The organism is Lysinibacillus sp. BSL11 (assembly GCF_052928325.1).
Window position 1 is genome coordinate 66,494 of sequence record NZ_JAVGCX010000012.1, and the last position, 15,118, is coordinate 81,611.

General features: G+C 35.6%; 15 protein-coding genes. 2 read left to right on the forward strand and 13 right to left on the reverse strand.

Annotation, left to right across the window (positions count from 1 at the left end; all coding sequences use genetic code 11):
- Positions 1 to 22 precede the first annotated feature (22 nt).
- From RCJ95_RS15235 to RCJ95_RS15270, 8 genes are all read right to left on the reverse strand, one after another.
- Positions 23 to 745, reverse strand: coding sequence for an amino acid ABC transporter ATP-binding protein (locus RCJ95_RS15235; protein ID WP_004230601.1), 723 nt, complete (start codon positions 743 to 745; stop codon positions 23 to 25).
- Positions 720 to 1,415, reverse strand: coding sequence for an amino acid ABC transporter permease (locus RCJ95_RS15240; protein ID WP_004230603.1), 696 nt, complete (start codon positions 1,413 to 1,415; stop codon positions 720 to 722). The genes RCJ95_RS15235 and RCJ95_RS15240 overlap by 26 nt, the downstream gene beginning before the upstream one ends.
- Positions 1,416 to 1,615: 200 nt before the next feature.
- Positions 1,616 to 2,443, reverse strand: coding sequence for an ABC transporter substrate-binding protein (locus tag RCJ95_RS15245; RefSeq protein ID WP_446722447.1), 828 nt, complete (start codon positions 2,441 to 2,443; stop codon positions 1,616 to 1,618).
- A gap of 21 nt (positions 2,444 to 2,464) precedes the next feature.
- Positions 2,465 to 3,211 carry an SDR family NAD(P)-dependent oxidoreductase gene (locus tag RCJ95_RS15250; protein WP_446722448.1) on the reverse strand — a complete coding sequence of 249 codons (747 nt, stop codon included), beginning with the start codon at positions 3,209 to 3,211 and terminating at the stop codon, positions 2,465 to 2,467.
- Positions 3,212 to 3,224: 13 nt separating this feature from the next.
- On the reverse strand, positions 3,225 to 4,811 hold the full coding sequence (gene gcvPB, locus RCJ95_RS15255) for an aminomethyl-transferring glycine dehydrogenase subunit GcvPB (protein ID WP_221680316.1): 1,587 nt from the start codon (positions 4,809 to 4,811) through the stop codon (positions 3,225 to 3,227).
- A gap of 22 nt (positions 4,812 to 4,833) precedes the next feature.
- A complete protein-coding gene (gene gcvPA, locus RCJ95_RS15260; protein ID WP_369578996.1) occupies positions 4,834 to 6,222 on the reverse strand; it encodes an aminomethyl-transferring glycine dehydrogenase subunit GcvPA in 1,389 nt (462 codons plus the stop codon).
- Positions 6,223 to 6,249: 27 nt separating this feature from the next.
- On the reverse strand, positions 6,250 to 7,020 hold the full coding sequence (locus RCJ95_RS15265; protein WP_048392439.1) for an SDR family NAD(P)-dependent oxidoreductase: 771 nt from the start codon (positions 7,018 to 7,020) through the stop codon (positions 6,250 to 6,252).
- Positions 7,021 to 7,340: 320 nt separating this feature from the next.
- Positions 7,341 to 8,732 carry a sigma-54 interaction domain-containing protein gene (locus tag RCJ95_RS15270; RefSeq protein WP_257522419.1) on the reverse strand — a complete coding sequence of 464 codons (1,392 nt, stop codon included), beginning with the start codon at positions 8,730 to 8,732 and terminating at the stop codon, positions 7,341 to 7,343.
- Positions 8,733 to 9,241: 509 nt separating this feature from the next.
- Between RCJ95_RS15270 and rpoN the strand changes: the two genes are divergently transcribed.
- A complete protein-coding gene (gene rpoN / locus RCJ95_RS15275) occupies positions 9,242 to 10,561 on the forward strand; it encodes an RNA polymerase factor sigma-54 (RefSeq protein ID WP_274773486.1) in 1,320 nt (439 codons plus the stop codon).
- 114 nt (positions 10,562 to 10,675) lie between these two features.
- Here rpoN and RCJ95_RS15280 read toward each other — a convergent pair whose 3' ends face one another.
- The 4 genes from RCJ95_RS15280 to RCJ95_RS15295 form a co-directional block, all read right to left on the reverse strand.
- Positions 10,676 to 10,966 carry a hypothetical protein gene (locus RCJ95_RS15280; RefSeq protein ID WP_221680311.1) on the reverse strand — a complete coding sequence of 97 codons (291 nt, stop codon included), beginning with the start codon at positions 10,964 to 10,966 and terminating at the stop codon, positions 10,676 to 10,678.
- A 93-nt stretch (positions 10,967 to 11,059) separates the two neighbouring features.
- On the reverse strand, positions 11,060 to 12,169 hold the full coding sequence (locus RCJ95_RS15285) for a PA2928 family protein (protein ID WP_337977036.1): 1,110 nt from the start codon (positions 12,167 to 12,169) through the stop codon (positions 11,060 to 11,062).
- 23 nt (positions 12,170 to 12,192) lie between these two features.
- Positions 12,193 to 13,023, reverse strand: coding sequence for a CbrC family protein (locus RCJ95_RS15290; protein ID WP_221680309.1), 831 nt, complete (start codon positions 13,021 to 13,023; stop codon positions 12,193 to 12,195).
- Positions 13,024 to 13,048: 25 nt separating this feature from the next.
- Positions 13,049 to 13,357: an antibiotic biosynthesis monooxygenase family protein gene (locus RCJ95_RS15295; RefSeq protein WP_274769387.1), complete on the reverse strand. Its 309-nt coding sequence runs from the start codon at positions 13,355 to 13,357 to the stop codon at positions 13,049 to 13,051.
- 88 nt (positions 13,358 to 13,445) lie between these two features.
- Here RCJ95_RS15295 and RCJ95_RS15300 point away from each other — a divergent pair, with 88 nt between their 5' ends.
- On the forward strand, positions 13,446 to 14,132 hold the full coding sequence (locus RCJ95_RS15300; protein ID WP_202341089.1) for an ArsR/SmtB family transcription factor: 687 nt from the start codon (positions 13,446 to 13,448) through the stop codon (positions 14,130 to 14,132).
- Positions 14,133 to 14,158: 26 nt separating this feature from the next.
- On the opposite strand, the gene RCJ95_RS15305 is transcribed toward RCJ95_RS15300, so the two are convergent.
- Entirely contained in the window at positions 14,159 to 15,025 is an 867-nt protein-coding gene (locus RCJ95_RS15305) for a DMT family transporter (protein ID WP_446722449.1), read from the reverse strand.
- Positions 15,026 to 15,118 lie beyond the last annotated feature (93 nt).

The following is a 15,118-nucleotide window of genomic DNA, read 5'->3' on the forward strand; positions in this document are numbered from 1 at the left end:
ATCCCCTATTTAAAGATAATAATTATAAAACTTGTTGCAAAAACTTAATCGTTCTTTCTTGTTTTGGCGCTTTAAAAATTTCTACTGGCGAGCCCTCTTCAATAATTTTGCCATCTGCTAACATAATTACCCTATCCGCAACTTCCTTAGCAAAGCCCATTTCATGGGTTACGACGACCATCGTCATTCCGTCTTTAGCAAGGTTTTTCATAGTCTCTAAGACTTCTCCTACCAACTCAGGATCCAATGCTGATGTTGGTTCATCAAATAACATAACACTTGGATTCATTGCCAGTGCTCTAGCAATAGCAACTCGTTGTTTTTGACCACCAGATAGTTGTTCAGGATAGTAATTAGCTTTATCAGCAAGACCTACTCGTGTTAACAAATTCATAGCAAATTTAATCGCTTCCTCTTTACTTTGCCTTTTCACCTGAATTGGTGCTTCTATTACATTTTGTAAAACACTTAAATGGGGAAATAAATTGAAATGTTGAAATACCATCCCCATATTTTCTCTTACATGATTTAAATTAGTTCTTTTTACATCAATAATCTCATCATTAATGCTTATCGTACCTGAATCTAATATCTCCAAAAAATTCATACATCGTAATAAAGTGCTCTTCCCTGATCCACTAGCCCCTATTAGAACAACCACTTCTGATTTATTAATTTCAAGATTGATACCTTTTAAAACCTCCAAGTCACCAAATGATTTAGAAAGCGATTTCAACTTTATCACGTTTTTTCCTCCTTCCAACATCCAGTCGACTTTCAAGTTTATTAAATAACAACGTGAATAATAAGACTAAAATTAAATAGTATATTCCCACAACAAAGTATGTTTCAAGAGGCATATAGTTGTATGCTTGGGTTGAAAGTGCATGGTTAAATAATTCTGACACTGCGATATAAGCTACTAAAGACGAATCTTTTAACCCTATGATAAATTGATTAGCTAATGCTGGAATAGCTCTTTTAAAACTCTGAGGTAAAATAATTCTTCTCATTGTTTTAAAATATGTCATTCCTAATGATCGACCAGCCTCCATTTGGCCTTTATCAATAGATTGAATGGATCCACGGAAAATTTCTGCAATATATGCTCCTGAATGAATTCCCAGCGCAATGGATCCAGCTGCAAAGTCTGATAAAGTAAAAATACTAGAAATACCATAGTACAAGAACATAAGTTGTACGATTAATGGCATACCACGAACAACAAAAATGTAAGCATTAGCAATACTTTCCAAGATTTTTATATTGGATACTTTGAAGAAGGCAAACACTAACCCAATCACACAAGCAATAAATAAAGAAACAATTGTTAATTCAATAGTTAAAACTGTCGCTTTTAAAAACTCAATGCCATGCTTTTGGAATATAGATGTTACATTTGTTAGAAAATCCATATTAATCACCTAACCTCTTTTAAGTATGTGGACGTAAAAGACAAACACTCCTATAGATAGCTAAAATTAGATTTTGGTAGGGATAAAATAGATAGAATTTTCAATCTATTTAACCTACAATTTTAATAACTTTATATTTTAGAACAATTAATAGCTATGCCTAGTACGTCTTTAGCATACTAGGCACGCATTTTTAACAGTTATTCTAACAAGTCTTTCCCAAACCATTTCATACTTATTTCTTTATACGTTCCATCCTTAACCATCTCTTCAATCGCCTTATTAATCGCTTCTAATAAAACTTCATTATCTTTATTAATCGCCACTGCAATTTCTTCTCTTTTAATGACCTCTCCTAGGGCTTGAATCTTTAATCCGGATTCTTGCATGGCTGAAATACCTACAATTCTATCAGTAATTACTGCATCTAGCCGACCTGGTGGAAGATCTTGTAATGCATAGATTTCACTAGGGAATTCTTTGATTTTATCTGTATATTTCTTCGCATCTTCAACATACGTACTAGCTTGCATAACGCCAATCGTTTTTCCCTTTAAATCTTCTACCGTTTTAATCTCATTATTTTCACTCGAGATAAATACTGTAGCACCTGAAACATAATAAGGGATTGAAAAGTCGACCTGTTTAGACCTTTCCTCGGTAGCTGTCATACTGCCAATAATGGCATCATATTTATTTCCTCTTAACCCTTGAATAATTGTTTCCCATGGATTTGTTACAGGATTTGCTTCAAGCCCAATCCTTTTTGAAATTTCTTTCCCTATCTCAACATCAAAGCCTACTAATTCTTGATTTTCCTTATAATTTAATGGTTTGAGTAAACCACTCATTGCAAATGTTAACTTGCCATCCTTAACCAATTTCATTTCTGTTGTTACACTTTTATTCTTATCCTCACTTTTTGCATCCGCAGTAGCTGGAACTTGTGTATTTGTTTTATTTTCCGAACATGCCGCCATCAGCGAAATAACCAACACCAATAATAAATAGAATAAATTTTTCTTCATCAAATAACCCCTTCCATTTAATTAAGCTAGCTCTCCACCATCAATAGTAATTGTTTGTCCGGTAATATAAGATGACTCATCCGAAGCAAGGAAAGCATATAATGCTCCGACTTCCTTAGGATCTGCATGTCGTTTCAGAGGGATACCTTCATTTACAACTTCCAACATATCCGGTGTATACTCAGCCATTTGCATAGGGGTTAGTACGTATCCAGGACATATCGTATTAACTCGGATATTTGGAGCAAGCTCCAATGCCATTGTTCGTGCTAAAAGATTAACCCCTGCTTTTGAAGCATTGTAGTCAGCATAGAATGGATGTCCTGTCACTCCATTTGTAGACGCTGTCATAAGTATGACGCCCTTGCCCTGCTCCACCATCATTTTTGCGGCTGCTTGTGAAGTATAAAATACACCGTTAAGATTAATGTTTAATACTTTACTCCATTGTTCAGGACTAATATCAAGAAACTTATTGCGAATGCTAATACCTGCATTCGCAATAAAAACATCTACACCACCTAAATCTCTCTTTATATTCTCAAAAACAGCGTTTACATTTTCAGGATTACTTACATCTACTACATAGCCTTTAGCAATTCCGGGATTTTCTTTTATCGACTGTTCAATACCCTCTTTATTAATATCTAAAATAGCCACTATAGATTCTTCTTCTATAAAACGTTGTGCGGTGGCTAATCCTATACCACTAGCACCTCCTGTAATAACTACTCTCTTATTTTTTAAACTTCTATGATTGGTTCTCATTCAAACACCCCCCCTAATGGTTATTAATTAATACATCCTTTTTATTTTTCACCTTTTGTAGATATACCCTCCATGAAATACACCATTTAGAAGGCTCATCTAAATAGTCTGCTTCAATTAACTGATGAATTGTGCTATTTTGCGGTGCTGCTTTAACAATTTCTGGCGTTTCGTACGCTTCTTTAGAAATCTGCTCAAGCGCTTGAATGTATTCATCTAAATCTGCCTTAGAATAAGATTCTGTTGGTTCAAGTGTAAATGGTTGCGGAACAATATACGGATGATGACTAGTCCAGTAATGTAAACCAAAGTCAGTCATTCGGCGCTGTACATCCTCTGTTGTAACACCTGTTTCTTTCTCCAACTGCTCCCAGCTATAACGAACTTGCTCTAATCGTTGCCCTTGTATATATGGCACACTTACACCTCGAATTTTTGATACTTTACTATACAGATAATTGTTATTTAATACGGCTGTTTCTGCCACAGCTTTAAGTCCATCTGTGCCTAATGCCCTAATCCAAGCATAAGAACGCAAAATCGTTTGAGCTACCCCATGGAATGATCGTACTTTTCCAATCGAATGCTCTAATTGATCATTTAACACATATTGGTCTCCCTCTTTTTCAACAATTGGGCCTGGCAAATAAGGCTTTAATTCTTCTGTGACCCCAAGAGCCCCTGTTGCTGGTCCTCCACACATGTGAGGTGCTGCAAATGTTTTGTGTAGATTGAAAAAACACATGTCAAAACCTGCTTCTCTTGCACGTGTGATTCCTAACAGTCCATTGGCATTTGCCTGATCGTAATAACAAATTCCACCAACATCATGCACTATTTTCGTAAATTCTTTAATTTTAGAATTATAAATCCCTGTATCTTCAGGGTTAGCTACAACAAAACCAGCTGTTCTTTCGGATACAACTTCTTTCAATTTATTAATATCCGGAAAACCATTTTTATCTGGATGAATAGTTATTATTTTATAACCTTTGACTACTGCGGTTGCTGCTTGAGAAGGGTGTGAGAAGATGGTTGTAATAATTTCATTACGTTGATCTGCCTCACCTTTTACTTCAAAATATTTGCGCACAATCGATGCCATAGCAAACAGTGCTTGTGTACCCCCACTTGGTTGGAAAGAGAAACAATCCATCCCCGAAATCTCACGCATCGCTAAGTCCAAATTGTGAATGATTTCTAGCATTCCTTGGACAGTACTTCCCTCTTGTAAAGGATGTAATTCCATTATTTTAGGATTACGAATAAGCAATTCATTAATTTTTGGAATATACTTCATCGTACAAGTGCCTTGTCCAATTTCAACATTAAAATCAGAGCCTAATGTTTCTTGCGATAGCCTTACATAATGTCGTAACACACGTGCTTGACCTATTTCTGGTAAATTCGGTTTATTTGTTCTTTTCATTTTCTGAGGTAAGGATGAAATACCATCCCCGACTGCTTCTACAATCTCATTTGAAGGTTGTGGTACTTCTACTCCGACTTCTCCTGATTGATGTAACTCAAAAATGATAGGTTCATTCCATTTAGCTTGATGAAAATCTTTATTTACATTCTCTCTTAGAATCTTATCCACGTTAAAACTCCTTTCTCCCTATTTAATATCCAACAATTGTAGATAAAGCATTGACTAACTTATCAATATCCTCTTTAGTGTGAATTTCAGTTACACAATAAAGTGCTGTTTGACCGTATTCAGGAAATTCCAACGATAAGTCTTTACCACCGAAGATTTTTTGCTCAAGTAACCGTGAATTGATTTCTTCTACTGTTAATCCTGTATCGTTAAAATCTATAATGAACTCTTTGAAAAATGGAGAGGTAATTCTTGAACCCCGAATATTGTTAATAGAATTCAATTGCATTACTGCATACTGACTGTTTTGCATAATGGCTTGACCTAACTCGTACATGCCATTTGGCCCCATTAATGATAAATACACACCTGCTGTAATTCCCCAAAGAGCTGTTTGTGTGCCTACAGACTCCTTACCGTTTTCTCTATCTGCAAAGGACGTACGATCATAGGCAATGTCACCAAAACCATATTCACCTTTCTTTACAGTCGGAATAATACCGAACAATCGTGATGGATATTCATTAACAAATTTTGGATCATTATATGTTGCAATAAATCCAGCTTGCCCTCCACTATAATTCATGTGCATACCTAATGGTTGAAGATCTCCACATACGATATCGGCTCCATATTGACTTGGTGGTGCCAATACCCCTAGGGAACTTGGATCAACTCCTACTATCATAAGTACGTCATATTTTTTAGCAAGTTGTGAAATTTCCTGACCTTGCGACTCGATAAAACCTAAATAGGATGGATTTTCAAAGTAAATAGCTGCAACTTCATTTGACAACTTTTCTTCTAAATCGGCTAAGTCCATTAATCCTGTATTAAGATTGAATTTTATTCCTTCAAATGATAACTGTGGTGTACCATAGTTTGTAATAACTTTTCTGCGTTCGGGAGAAAGTGTATTAGCAAGTAATATTTTCGTACGCTTTGTAATCCGACTCGCCATACGAATCGATGTAGATGCAGCTTGGGCCCAATCGAATGTAGGGACATTCACTACTTCCATATCCACAAGCTCCGCCATTAAGCTTTGATATTCAAATAATGCTTGAAAGCGTCCATGATCCTCATAAGGCTCTCCTGCATAAGCTGTTAAAAACTCTGCACGTTGATTCACTTCATCACATACGGCTGGTATGAAGTGTTGCCAGCAACCAGCTCCTAGAAAATTAATATATTCATTGGTACTTATATTTTTATTTAAAAGACCCTCAATATGGCGTCGTAACTCTAATTCATTTAAAGCTTTTGGAATATTCATGGTACCTTTAAAATGTAAATCCTCTGGAATACACGAATAAAGTTCCTCAACGGATTGAACACCAATTTCATCTAACATTTCTTGCTTTACCTCAGATACCATATTGGGGATATATGGATGGACCTTTTTACTCATTTAATTTGCCTCCCTCTATAATTATTTTTAGGCTAAGCCGCCACCATCAACTGTTAATGTCGTTCCCGTAACCCAAGCAGATAAATTACTTGCCAAGAATAGTACCCCTTTAGCAATATCTTCAGGTGTTCCTAATCTTGCTAACGGTCTATCAACAGCTGAACTACGTAAGAAACTTGATTCATCTATATTTAATTGTTTTGCTTCTCCACGAAGTAATGGCGTATCTGTATCTCCAGGACAAATGCAATTTACGCGAATATTTTCTGGACCATGATCAATAGCCATAGCCTTTGTTAAATTTACAACCCCTGCTTTTGCAGCACAGTAAGATGCAGCTTTGTCTCCACCTTTGATTCCCCACCCAGAACCAGTATTAATGATACTGCCACCATTTCCTCTCATGAGTGGGATTAAGTATTTCGAAAGTAGATAGACCCCTTTTAGAGAAACATTAATAACCGCATCCCAATCCGCTTCCTCTAAATCCACTACCGTTTTTCTACGGATAATGCCTGCATTATTAAAAAGCACATCTACTTTTCCATATCTCTCCTGTATAGAATCAGCCACACTTTTGCAATCTTGTGTATTCGTTACATCACATTTTAAAAACTCAACATCTAAACCAGCTTCTTGAAAGCTTTTTTCTGTATCCTTACCTTTTTGTTGATCAATATCTAAAATCACAGTTTTAGTTCCCAACTCACTTAATAATTTAGCTGTTGCAAGGCCAATCCCTGAGGCACCTCCCGTAATCACAGCCACCTTACCTTCCAATTCAAAATAATCTACCAAATAAATCTTCCTCCTTTCCTTTGCTTACTATATATCTAGCAAAATACGTGCCAAGTGTAGAAACACAAATCCATTTACCATTTTAATCTACAAAATATCAGAAATTTCTGATGTTAAAGGGTTTTCAAAATATGTATCGTAAAAGATTCAGCAATATACTAAATTTCCTTTTGCCATATTTGTCAATTCCGTTGTCACTTTTGTCATTAAAATCAGCCATAAAAAAACACAAATACCTAGGAAGTTCATTTTAAATTCCCCATTAAGGAGTTGAGAAATTTAAAAATCTCTAAAAGCAAGGTATTTGTGTCAAACTTAAACTATAAATTTACACTTTTTAGTTTTCTATAAAGCGTTCTTGTACTTATGCCTAATTCTTCAGCAACACGTTCTTTTCCAGCAGTGTCATTTCCATATATAGAGAGCATTTGGTAAATGACCTCCATTTCTGTATCTTTCAATATATTAGAATTGCTATAAAGATTTTGTGCTTGATTATTCTCGATGATATATTTCGGTAAGCTTTCCCTTGTTAATTGTAAGGAATTCTCCATTACCATACTGTACTCTAATACATTTTCTAACTCTCTTATGTTCCCTGGCCAAGAGTATAATTTCAATTCCTCCAAAAATTCCTTCGAAAAATCTTTAATAAATTTCCCTGTTTTATGCTGAATCTTTTCAAGTAACTTTACAATCAAATATTCTATTTCATCTGTTCTTTCTTTTAAAGGAGGTAATGTTAAAGGGATCACATTTAGTCGATAATATAAATCCGAACGGAACTCACCTTTTCTCACCATATCTTCTAAAGGTTTATTTGTCGCAGCAATAATCCTGACATTTACTTTTCTAGGCTCAATTGCTCCGACTCTATAAATAAGCCCATCTTGCAAAACTGTTAATAGCTTCGCTTGTAAATGTAATGGTAATTCTGTAATTTCATCGAGGAATAAAGTACCTTTATCTGCTACTTCAAAATAGCCCATTTTCCCTTTTCTTCTAGCCCCTGTAAACGCCCCTTCATCATAGCCAAATAACTCGCTTTCAAACAAGTTTTCTGGAATGCTTGCACAATTCAACTCTATAAATTTCCCTTTGTGTGTAATGCTATTTGAATGAATATATTTCGCTAATAAACTTTTCCCTGTTCCCGTCTCTCCTGTTATGACAATTGAAGATGGGCTATTTGCAATACTACTTAACTTACTCTTTATAAGTTGTAAGTGAGGTGCGTTGCCTAATACATATTTCGTATCAAATCCTTTTTTATGTTCAAGCAATAAATAGGATCCTTCGTTGTTCAGGGCATTCATAATCATATCTCCCAACCGAGCTAACCAATACTGATATTCCTTCGGCTCAGATGAAAATTTTTTCTCCCCCTCATCTGTAAAACTGACAAATGTCAAATATCCGAAGTGACGATCTCCTTTTACTAAATTCATTAGCATTTCCACTTTAGATGGACAGTTATTTTGGAACCTACAACCAGAACACACTTTCATTTGACCAGGTTTTTGTAAATATTGAACAGATTTAGAATAATACTTCTGAAAGAACGGAAGGTGTACCTGTATCCCTTTTTGCTTTCTATATTCTTCCGTTGCTATAAAAACTTCACCATTCGAAGTGAAATAGGCCATTTCCAATTGTAATAGTTCACCAAAGGCATCCAGCATAGATTGCACTAATTTTTCGGCATTCAACATGATATTCCCCCCACAAAAATCGAAAAAGTAATATAGCCAATTTGTTTATAGTGAAAATAGCTCGTAATAGTCCGTAAAATAGTTAATGGATTAGGTTTTATGAGAATTACACCTTTTACGGAAGTTTAATCATCTTATCTTTTTTAATTCGCCAAAAGTTACATCTTACCTTTATAATTTTCTTCAAGGATTATAGAGCATGAAAAAAGCCATGCAAAATTGAATTGCCCCATAAAAGTTAAACAGAATATCTAACTTTAAATGGGGCATTCCATGACTGGGTAGCTAACATTTATAACTATGTCTATATTCTATATCATCCTCTAAATTAGAAGTTTATCTCATTCAACAACACCTCATTTATCTTTATCTGCTTTCCTACTCATTGTAAGAACTAGTTACCTTTAAGCATTATGTTTTTTTACTAAATATCTGATCCAATATAGACAAAATTTGTAGATTAGATAATAATAACATTACATAGAGAAAATGAGGTGATTCCCTTGAAAATGAATTTAAACGTCTCACAACAAATTACTCAAACGTTGACAACTGAACTCATTCATCAATTGGAACTACTACAATACTCCAGCTCCGAATTAGAACAACATATTTATGAGAAATCAAATGAAAATCCACTATTAACTGTTATTGAGAAAAACATGAATCACACAAAGGATATTGTAGACCTTGCCACAATGTCTATAAAAGGTATTCAACCTAAGCAAAAGCAACAGTATGATTTCATTCAAACTAGGCTAACACAGCAACATTCATATATTACCCAACTACTCGATCAAATACCTTTACATCTAAGTCTTACACAACATGACAGAGAAATTTTAAAATATTTCATACATAACCTCGATGAACATCTATTTTTAAATGTAGATTTATCCAAAGTTGCTAAATCATTTAACATCTCTTTAGACCATATAAATACACTGTTAGATCTATTACAAACATTCGAACCTCTTGGCGTTGGCGTTAGAAATATGAAAGAATATTTATTAATTCAAATTTACAATGATATAGAGGCCCCACCATTTGCAGCTCCATTCATTCAACATCATTTAGAACAAGTAGCTAATTTATCAATTAAATTGTTAAGTACAACTTACGACATTTCAATAGAAGAAACTCAAAGAACAATACAATATATACGAAACCTAAAACCCATTCCAGCTTCATTGGATAATAATGCTACTAGCGTGTATATTATACCTGATATAATCATTAGCAAATTGAATGGGGAATGGATAATAGAACTAAATAATCGGTTTTTACCTAAAATAGAAATTAATCAAGATTACGTAGATCTATTAAAAGAGTCCGTTGAAGATTATGCCTATTACCAACAATGCATGAACGATATTATAGCTTTAACACAAGGAATAGCTCAACGTGATAAAACTTTATACAGCCTGACACGATTACTGCTTGATTTACAAGCTTCATTCTTTGAACATGGAATAAAAGCCTTATCTCCTATGCGTTTAAAAGATGTTGCACAAGCATTAAATATGCATGAATCCACCATAAGTCGTGCGGTTAAAAATAAATTTATCCGTACAGCACATGGAATCTTTGCACTCCAGTCTTTATTTACAAAAGGAATTATCAACGATTCAGGAAAGCTTGATTCTGTGTCCTATATAAAAAGTCGCATTAAAAAATTGGTAGAAAATGAGAATAGAAAAACTCCTTTATCAGATCAACAACTAACTGAAAAATTAGAAACTGAGGGTATTCGAATTTCACGACGCACAGTTTCAAAATATCGTAAAGAATTGAACATAGCCAATTCATCTAAACGCATTTATTTATAAAAAACTTTATTATCAGTTACTTATTAAGAGGTTAAAGACAAAATAAATACCCTTCATTATGGGATTGACTGTCTCAAAAACGACTGTCAGTTCCCAAATGAAGGGTTTTTTCGATTACTTATAACCAGCCTTTTGTAACACCTGCATGAAATAAAAACGATACGTATTTTTTACAAATGTCTCTAGGGGTAGCCCTACATTCACTTGATATTTTGTAAATATAAAATAAAATCGTTTATCCCACTTTAGGCGTAATAACTCTCCTGCTTCTTCGCCATACTTCATCGTAAATTCTTCCATCAAAGGCTCGATCATCTCATAACAATAATCTTTTAAATGGGCCAGTGCTTCCATATCCTTGTCCCTTTGAAAGCGTATAATCCACTCTACTAATTGCTCATCCATATTCGCATGCCGTCCTTTTAATCAGAGTTTCTTCCTATTAAATTATACTCCTTTTTTGGCGAATCAAAAAAAGAACGATTTTTCCAGTAGATTTCACTCATCAATAGGACGATTCCAACGTAGATGATAGTGAACAGACCTCTTTTTCATTTGTTTGTCCAATACCAGTAATTTATCACCAGCTTGAATAACATAGCTATTCTCTAAAGTCCGTACAGCGGGCTGTTGCTGCTGGGAATTAATGATGCCAATATTGCTTTCCCACAATATTTGATGTTTGTTCATATCATAGAGCAATAACATGTGTTCAGCACTTTCTCGCTGTGTTTGCCTATATGAAACAAGAGCCGTTTTTTCTATGATATCTACATCCACCACTTTTGGTTGTAAATTTTCATAGGCTCGAATGGCTGGCTCAGTTAGGACAGCTTGACTAAAATCTCGAATACCCTGATAATTCTCTACAGGCTGTGGATGTGTGGCAAAATATCCTGGCAACTCTGTCTCGATGAAAAAACGGGCAGATAGGTAATCTTGAGCCTTCGCATCCTCACTTAATGTTTTACCATCAAAGCGATAGAATTTGCCATCGACCCCTTCCAAATATAAATTGTTCTCTAGGACAGCCATTTGATGTGCGTTATTGCTCAATATCGCTATTAATGACGGATGGTGCGTTCGAAAATCTTTTTCAGAAAGTATTTCTTTGCCTGTTTCCATATCTACCAGTGATAATTGACCAAATTCATCATCACGATGATGGACAAGAACACCACCCATAAATTCCCCGAGCAGTGTTTCTTTATAGGAAGCTGATTTTGTCCATTGCTTTTCACCTGTTTGTAAATTCACAGCTACTAGGAGATGGTGCGCGATTACATGTGTAATACCATTCGATGTCCCATTATTTTCTGAGCCTTGCACCATTTGAACAGCAATGCTTTGTGAATCATCCGTATAAATCGGAGAATCTGATTTGATGGGAAAGCCTCTCCCCGCTAAGCCAAAAACAATCATTAATAGGTTACTGACCAATAAAAAAGCAATGAGCAAAATGCTAGAAGTAACGAGTCGTTTTCGTTTCATGACGATAAACATTAACAGTAAAAATCCTATGCCTAGCACGATGCAGAAAAAAATATCGTGGGTGAGCCAACCATTTAAACGCCATGAATAGATATATCGTTGTAGAAATTGTTCCACTTCTCTACCCCCTCAAACAACGATTAACTAAAATCTGAATAAAGCACATAACGGTCACATTCCAAGCATTGAAATAAATATCCTTGATGATGCCCATTGTTCATTAAGGATGCGGAAAGTTCTTCTTTTGAAAAGCCGGTATAATTATCAAATTGATCCTCAATTCCTAGCTCTACTAAATCACGCCAACCAACATAGCCGATAAACGCACAATAGTCAGAGCAATGTGCCACCCAATTATTGCCCTGCCAGCTTACATAGCCAGGCGTCCGAAAGAGCACTTCCTCCGCAAACTTGGGATTCGTAACCTGTTCATCATCCATTAAGTCTTGCTGGAAAGAACCATCATATTTTTGAGCTGCTTCCCCGCTATGGATGCAGGAAGGACAAAGATAATCTACGTCCTCAATTGCATAAATACCACCAGTATAATAAACATCCACTTCTTGCTCGCAACAATCACATACAACGATTTCATCTGTTTCAAAAATTTCAGCCTCAAGAGGGTTTGGTAGATATTTAAACGTTGGAATTTTCGTTTTAAGTTGCTGATGGTCTCTAATTTTTCTTGGTAGCAGAGGATTCACCGTAATTGGTTTATCTATGTAGGTCTGGAGAACGCCATATTTTTTCAGATCCTTTTTATCGTCTTTATTCATAATGACAGTAAATAACTGATATGCCTCAGGATACATCCTAAGTAAACAGTAAACCTCTACTAATATCCTTAATGTTTCTTCTGTTTGTTGAACCTGCTTTAATTGATCTTTAAAAATATGCATTTGATTAATGGTTATCGGATTGGAAGGATTAAATTTTTGTCTTAGTTCGTGCCATTCTTCCACAATCGTCATAAAAAATAAGCCTCCTTCTCACTTGCTATTTGGCAAATGAATAATCTTTTATCAGTTGGCAGATTTCCACTTTATAGTTTGCGTACCATTTGTCTTTACCCAATTGTTGTGCTGTTAAATGCTTAGTATTGTCTTTCCATGCTTGGATAGCCTCTAGCGATTCCCAATAAGACACTGTTATGCCCTTTCCTTCCTCATTTCTAACACTTTCAACACGAATGAAGCCAGGCTGTTGCTGTGCTAAGGCATCGATTAGGTCAGCCATCTTGCCATAGCCATCCCCATCTTGCTCAGTTCTTTGCGATGTAAAAATCACTGCATAATATGTTTCCATTTATTTCTCCTCCTCCATTACTTTTATTGTAAACCATAATGACTTTGACTAAAATCTAAATATAGGACACTGAAAGGATTGTGACAGAATGGGAATTAATCCAAACATGGCAGAAATAGCGGCACTTCTTGGTGAAACATCAAGGGCAACCATACTTGCTAGTATGATGGACGGTCGTTTTCATACGGCTAGTGAACTAGCTTATATGGCTGCCATCAAACCACAAACTGCTAGCTTTCATCTTGCTAAATTAGTAGAAGGAAAGCTGATAAAAGTTGAAAAACAGGGCCGTCATCGTTATTTTCAATTGGCTGGTGAGGACATTGCTCATTTTTTAGAGTCATTCCTAGCCATCTCTCCACCACCTGAAGTACGTTCATTAAAGCAATCGAGCCAAATCAAGTTATTACAGGATGCTAGAACTTGCTATGATCACCTTGCTGGTAAATTGGGTGTCCAATTAACGGAATCAATGCTGAAGGCAGGCTATCTTACATTGGAGGGTAAACAATTTGTCCTGACAGATGAGGGCACATTATTTTTTACGACATTCGGAATCGATTTAACTGCTTTAAAGAGAAAACGACGATCCTTTTCTCATGCCTGTTTAGATTGGAGTGAACGGCGTTATCATTTAGCTGGTGCATTAGGCTGTGAGCTATTAAATCAATTTTTCAACCTTGGTTGGCTTTTACGCGTTCCCTCTATTCGCGCCATTAAAGTGACGGAGAAAGGGAAAATAGGCTTTAAAGAGATCTTTCATTTAGATTTGTAAAATAGGAAAGGGCACGGAGTTATCTCCTAGCCCTTTTCTCTACAAAAAGTACGGTTTACTAAATAAATGCCCATGATGATGAGTAAGCCGCCAACCATTAGTGATGGTTTTAACGGTTCATCCAATAACACCCAGCCTGTTAATACGCCAAAAAAAGGAGCTAAAAATAAATAGGCACTTGTTTTCCCTGGATCACTATTTTGCAGAAGATAATACCACCCTGCAAATTGAATGATGGAGGAAAAAATACTAAGCCACAATAGAATAAATAACGATTGTGGGTTCACAATAAAAAATGGCTGTTCTAACAATAAACTTCCTATTAATAATAGTAAGCCACCAAACAGCATCTGATAAGCAGATAAAACCCACGTATCAAATAACACGCCCCATTTCTTCACTAACAGGGTGGCAGTAGCCCAAAAAATAGCTGATAGCAAGCCAAAAAGGATTCCTACTTTCAAATCAACTTGTGCCCCCATCGTAATCATCACCCCGATTAAGCCAAATAAAACCCCTATCCATTGATAGAAACGGTAGCGCACTTTCATGAAAATGGTGGCAAAAATCACAACCAGTAATGGGTTTGTAAATGTTAAAATAGAAGACTCACTTGCCGTGATGGTGCGTAGACTTAAAAAAATACACCCCATCACACCTGCCGTTTGAAAGAGCCCGATCATGCATAACTTGAACCACTCCCTCCTTGTAATAGGATGGGGTCTCTTCAAGATGATAACAACGATCGCCATGATTATACCAGCCAATATAAAACGAAGTGCAGCCAATAATAAAGGCGAGGCATACGGTAAGCCTAATTTAACAATGGCAAATGATGAACCCATTAAAAAGGTCGTTACTACTAATAAAGCAATAAAATGATAATTTTTCATCCAATAGCTCCTTACCTGATAGAATAATTGTTCTACGTCCATTATAATCAGGAAGTATTTCAATACTCATCGAAGTATGGATTACAACTCGAT

What these genes read in the sequence shown, in the direction of transcription:
- RCJ95_RS15240 (WP_004230603.1), bottom strand. Translation starts at nt 1,415, where the DNA reads ATGGATTTTCTAACAAATGTAACATCTATATTCCAAAAGCATGGCATT.
- RCJ95_RS15245 (WP_446722447.1), bottom strand. Translation starts at nt 2,443, where the DNA reads ATGAAGAAAAATTTATTCTATTTATTATTGGTGTTGGTTATTTCGCTG.
- RCJ95_RS15250 (WP_446722448.1), bottom strand. Translation starts at nt 3,211, where the DNA reads ATGAGAACCAATCATAGAAGTTTAAAAAATAAGAGAGTAGTTATTACA.
- gcvPA (WP_369578996.1), bottom strand. Translation starts at nt 6,222, where the DNA reads ATGAGTAAAAAGGTCCATCCATATATCCCCAATATGGTATCTGAGGTA.
- RCJ95_RS15270 (WP_257522419.1), bottom strand. Translation starts at nt 8,732, where the DNA reads ATGTTGAATGCCGAAAAATTAGTGCAATCTATGCTGGATGCCTTTGGT.
- rpoN (WP_274773486.1), top strand. Translation starts at nt 9,242, where the DNA reads ATGAATTTAAACGTCTCACAACAAATTACTCAAACGTTGACAACTGAA.
- RCJ95_RS15280 (WP_221680311.1), bottom strand. Translation starts at nt 10,966, where the DNA reads ATGGATGAGCAATTAGTAGAGTGGATTATACGCTTTCAAAGGGACAAG.
- RCJ95_RS15290 (WP_221680309.1), bottom strand. Translation starts at nt 13,023, where the DNA reads ATGACGATTGTGGAAGAATGGCACGAACTAAGACAAAAATTTAATCCT.
- RCJ95_RS15295 (WP_274769387.1), bottom strand. Translation starts at nt 13,357, where the DNA reads ATGGAAACATATTATGCAGTGATTTTTACATCGCAAAGAACTGAGCAA.
- RCJ95_RS15300 (WP_202341089.1), top strand. Translation starts at nt 13,446, where the DNA reads ATGGGAATTAATCCAAACATGGCAGAAATAGCGGCACTTCTTGGTGAA.
- RCJ95_RS15305 (WP_446722449.1), bottom strand. Translation starts at nt 15,025, where the DNA reads ATGAAAAATTATCATTTTATTGCTTTATTAGTAGTAACGACCTTTTTA.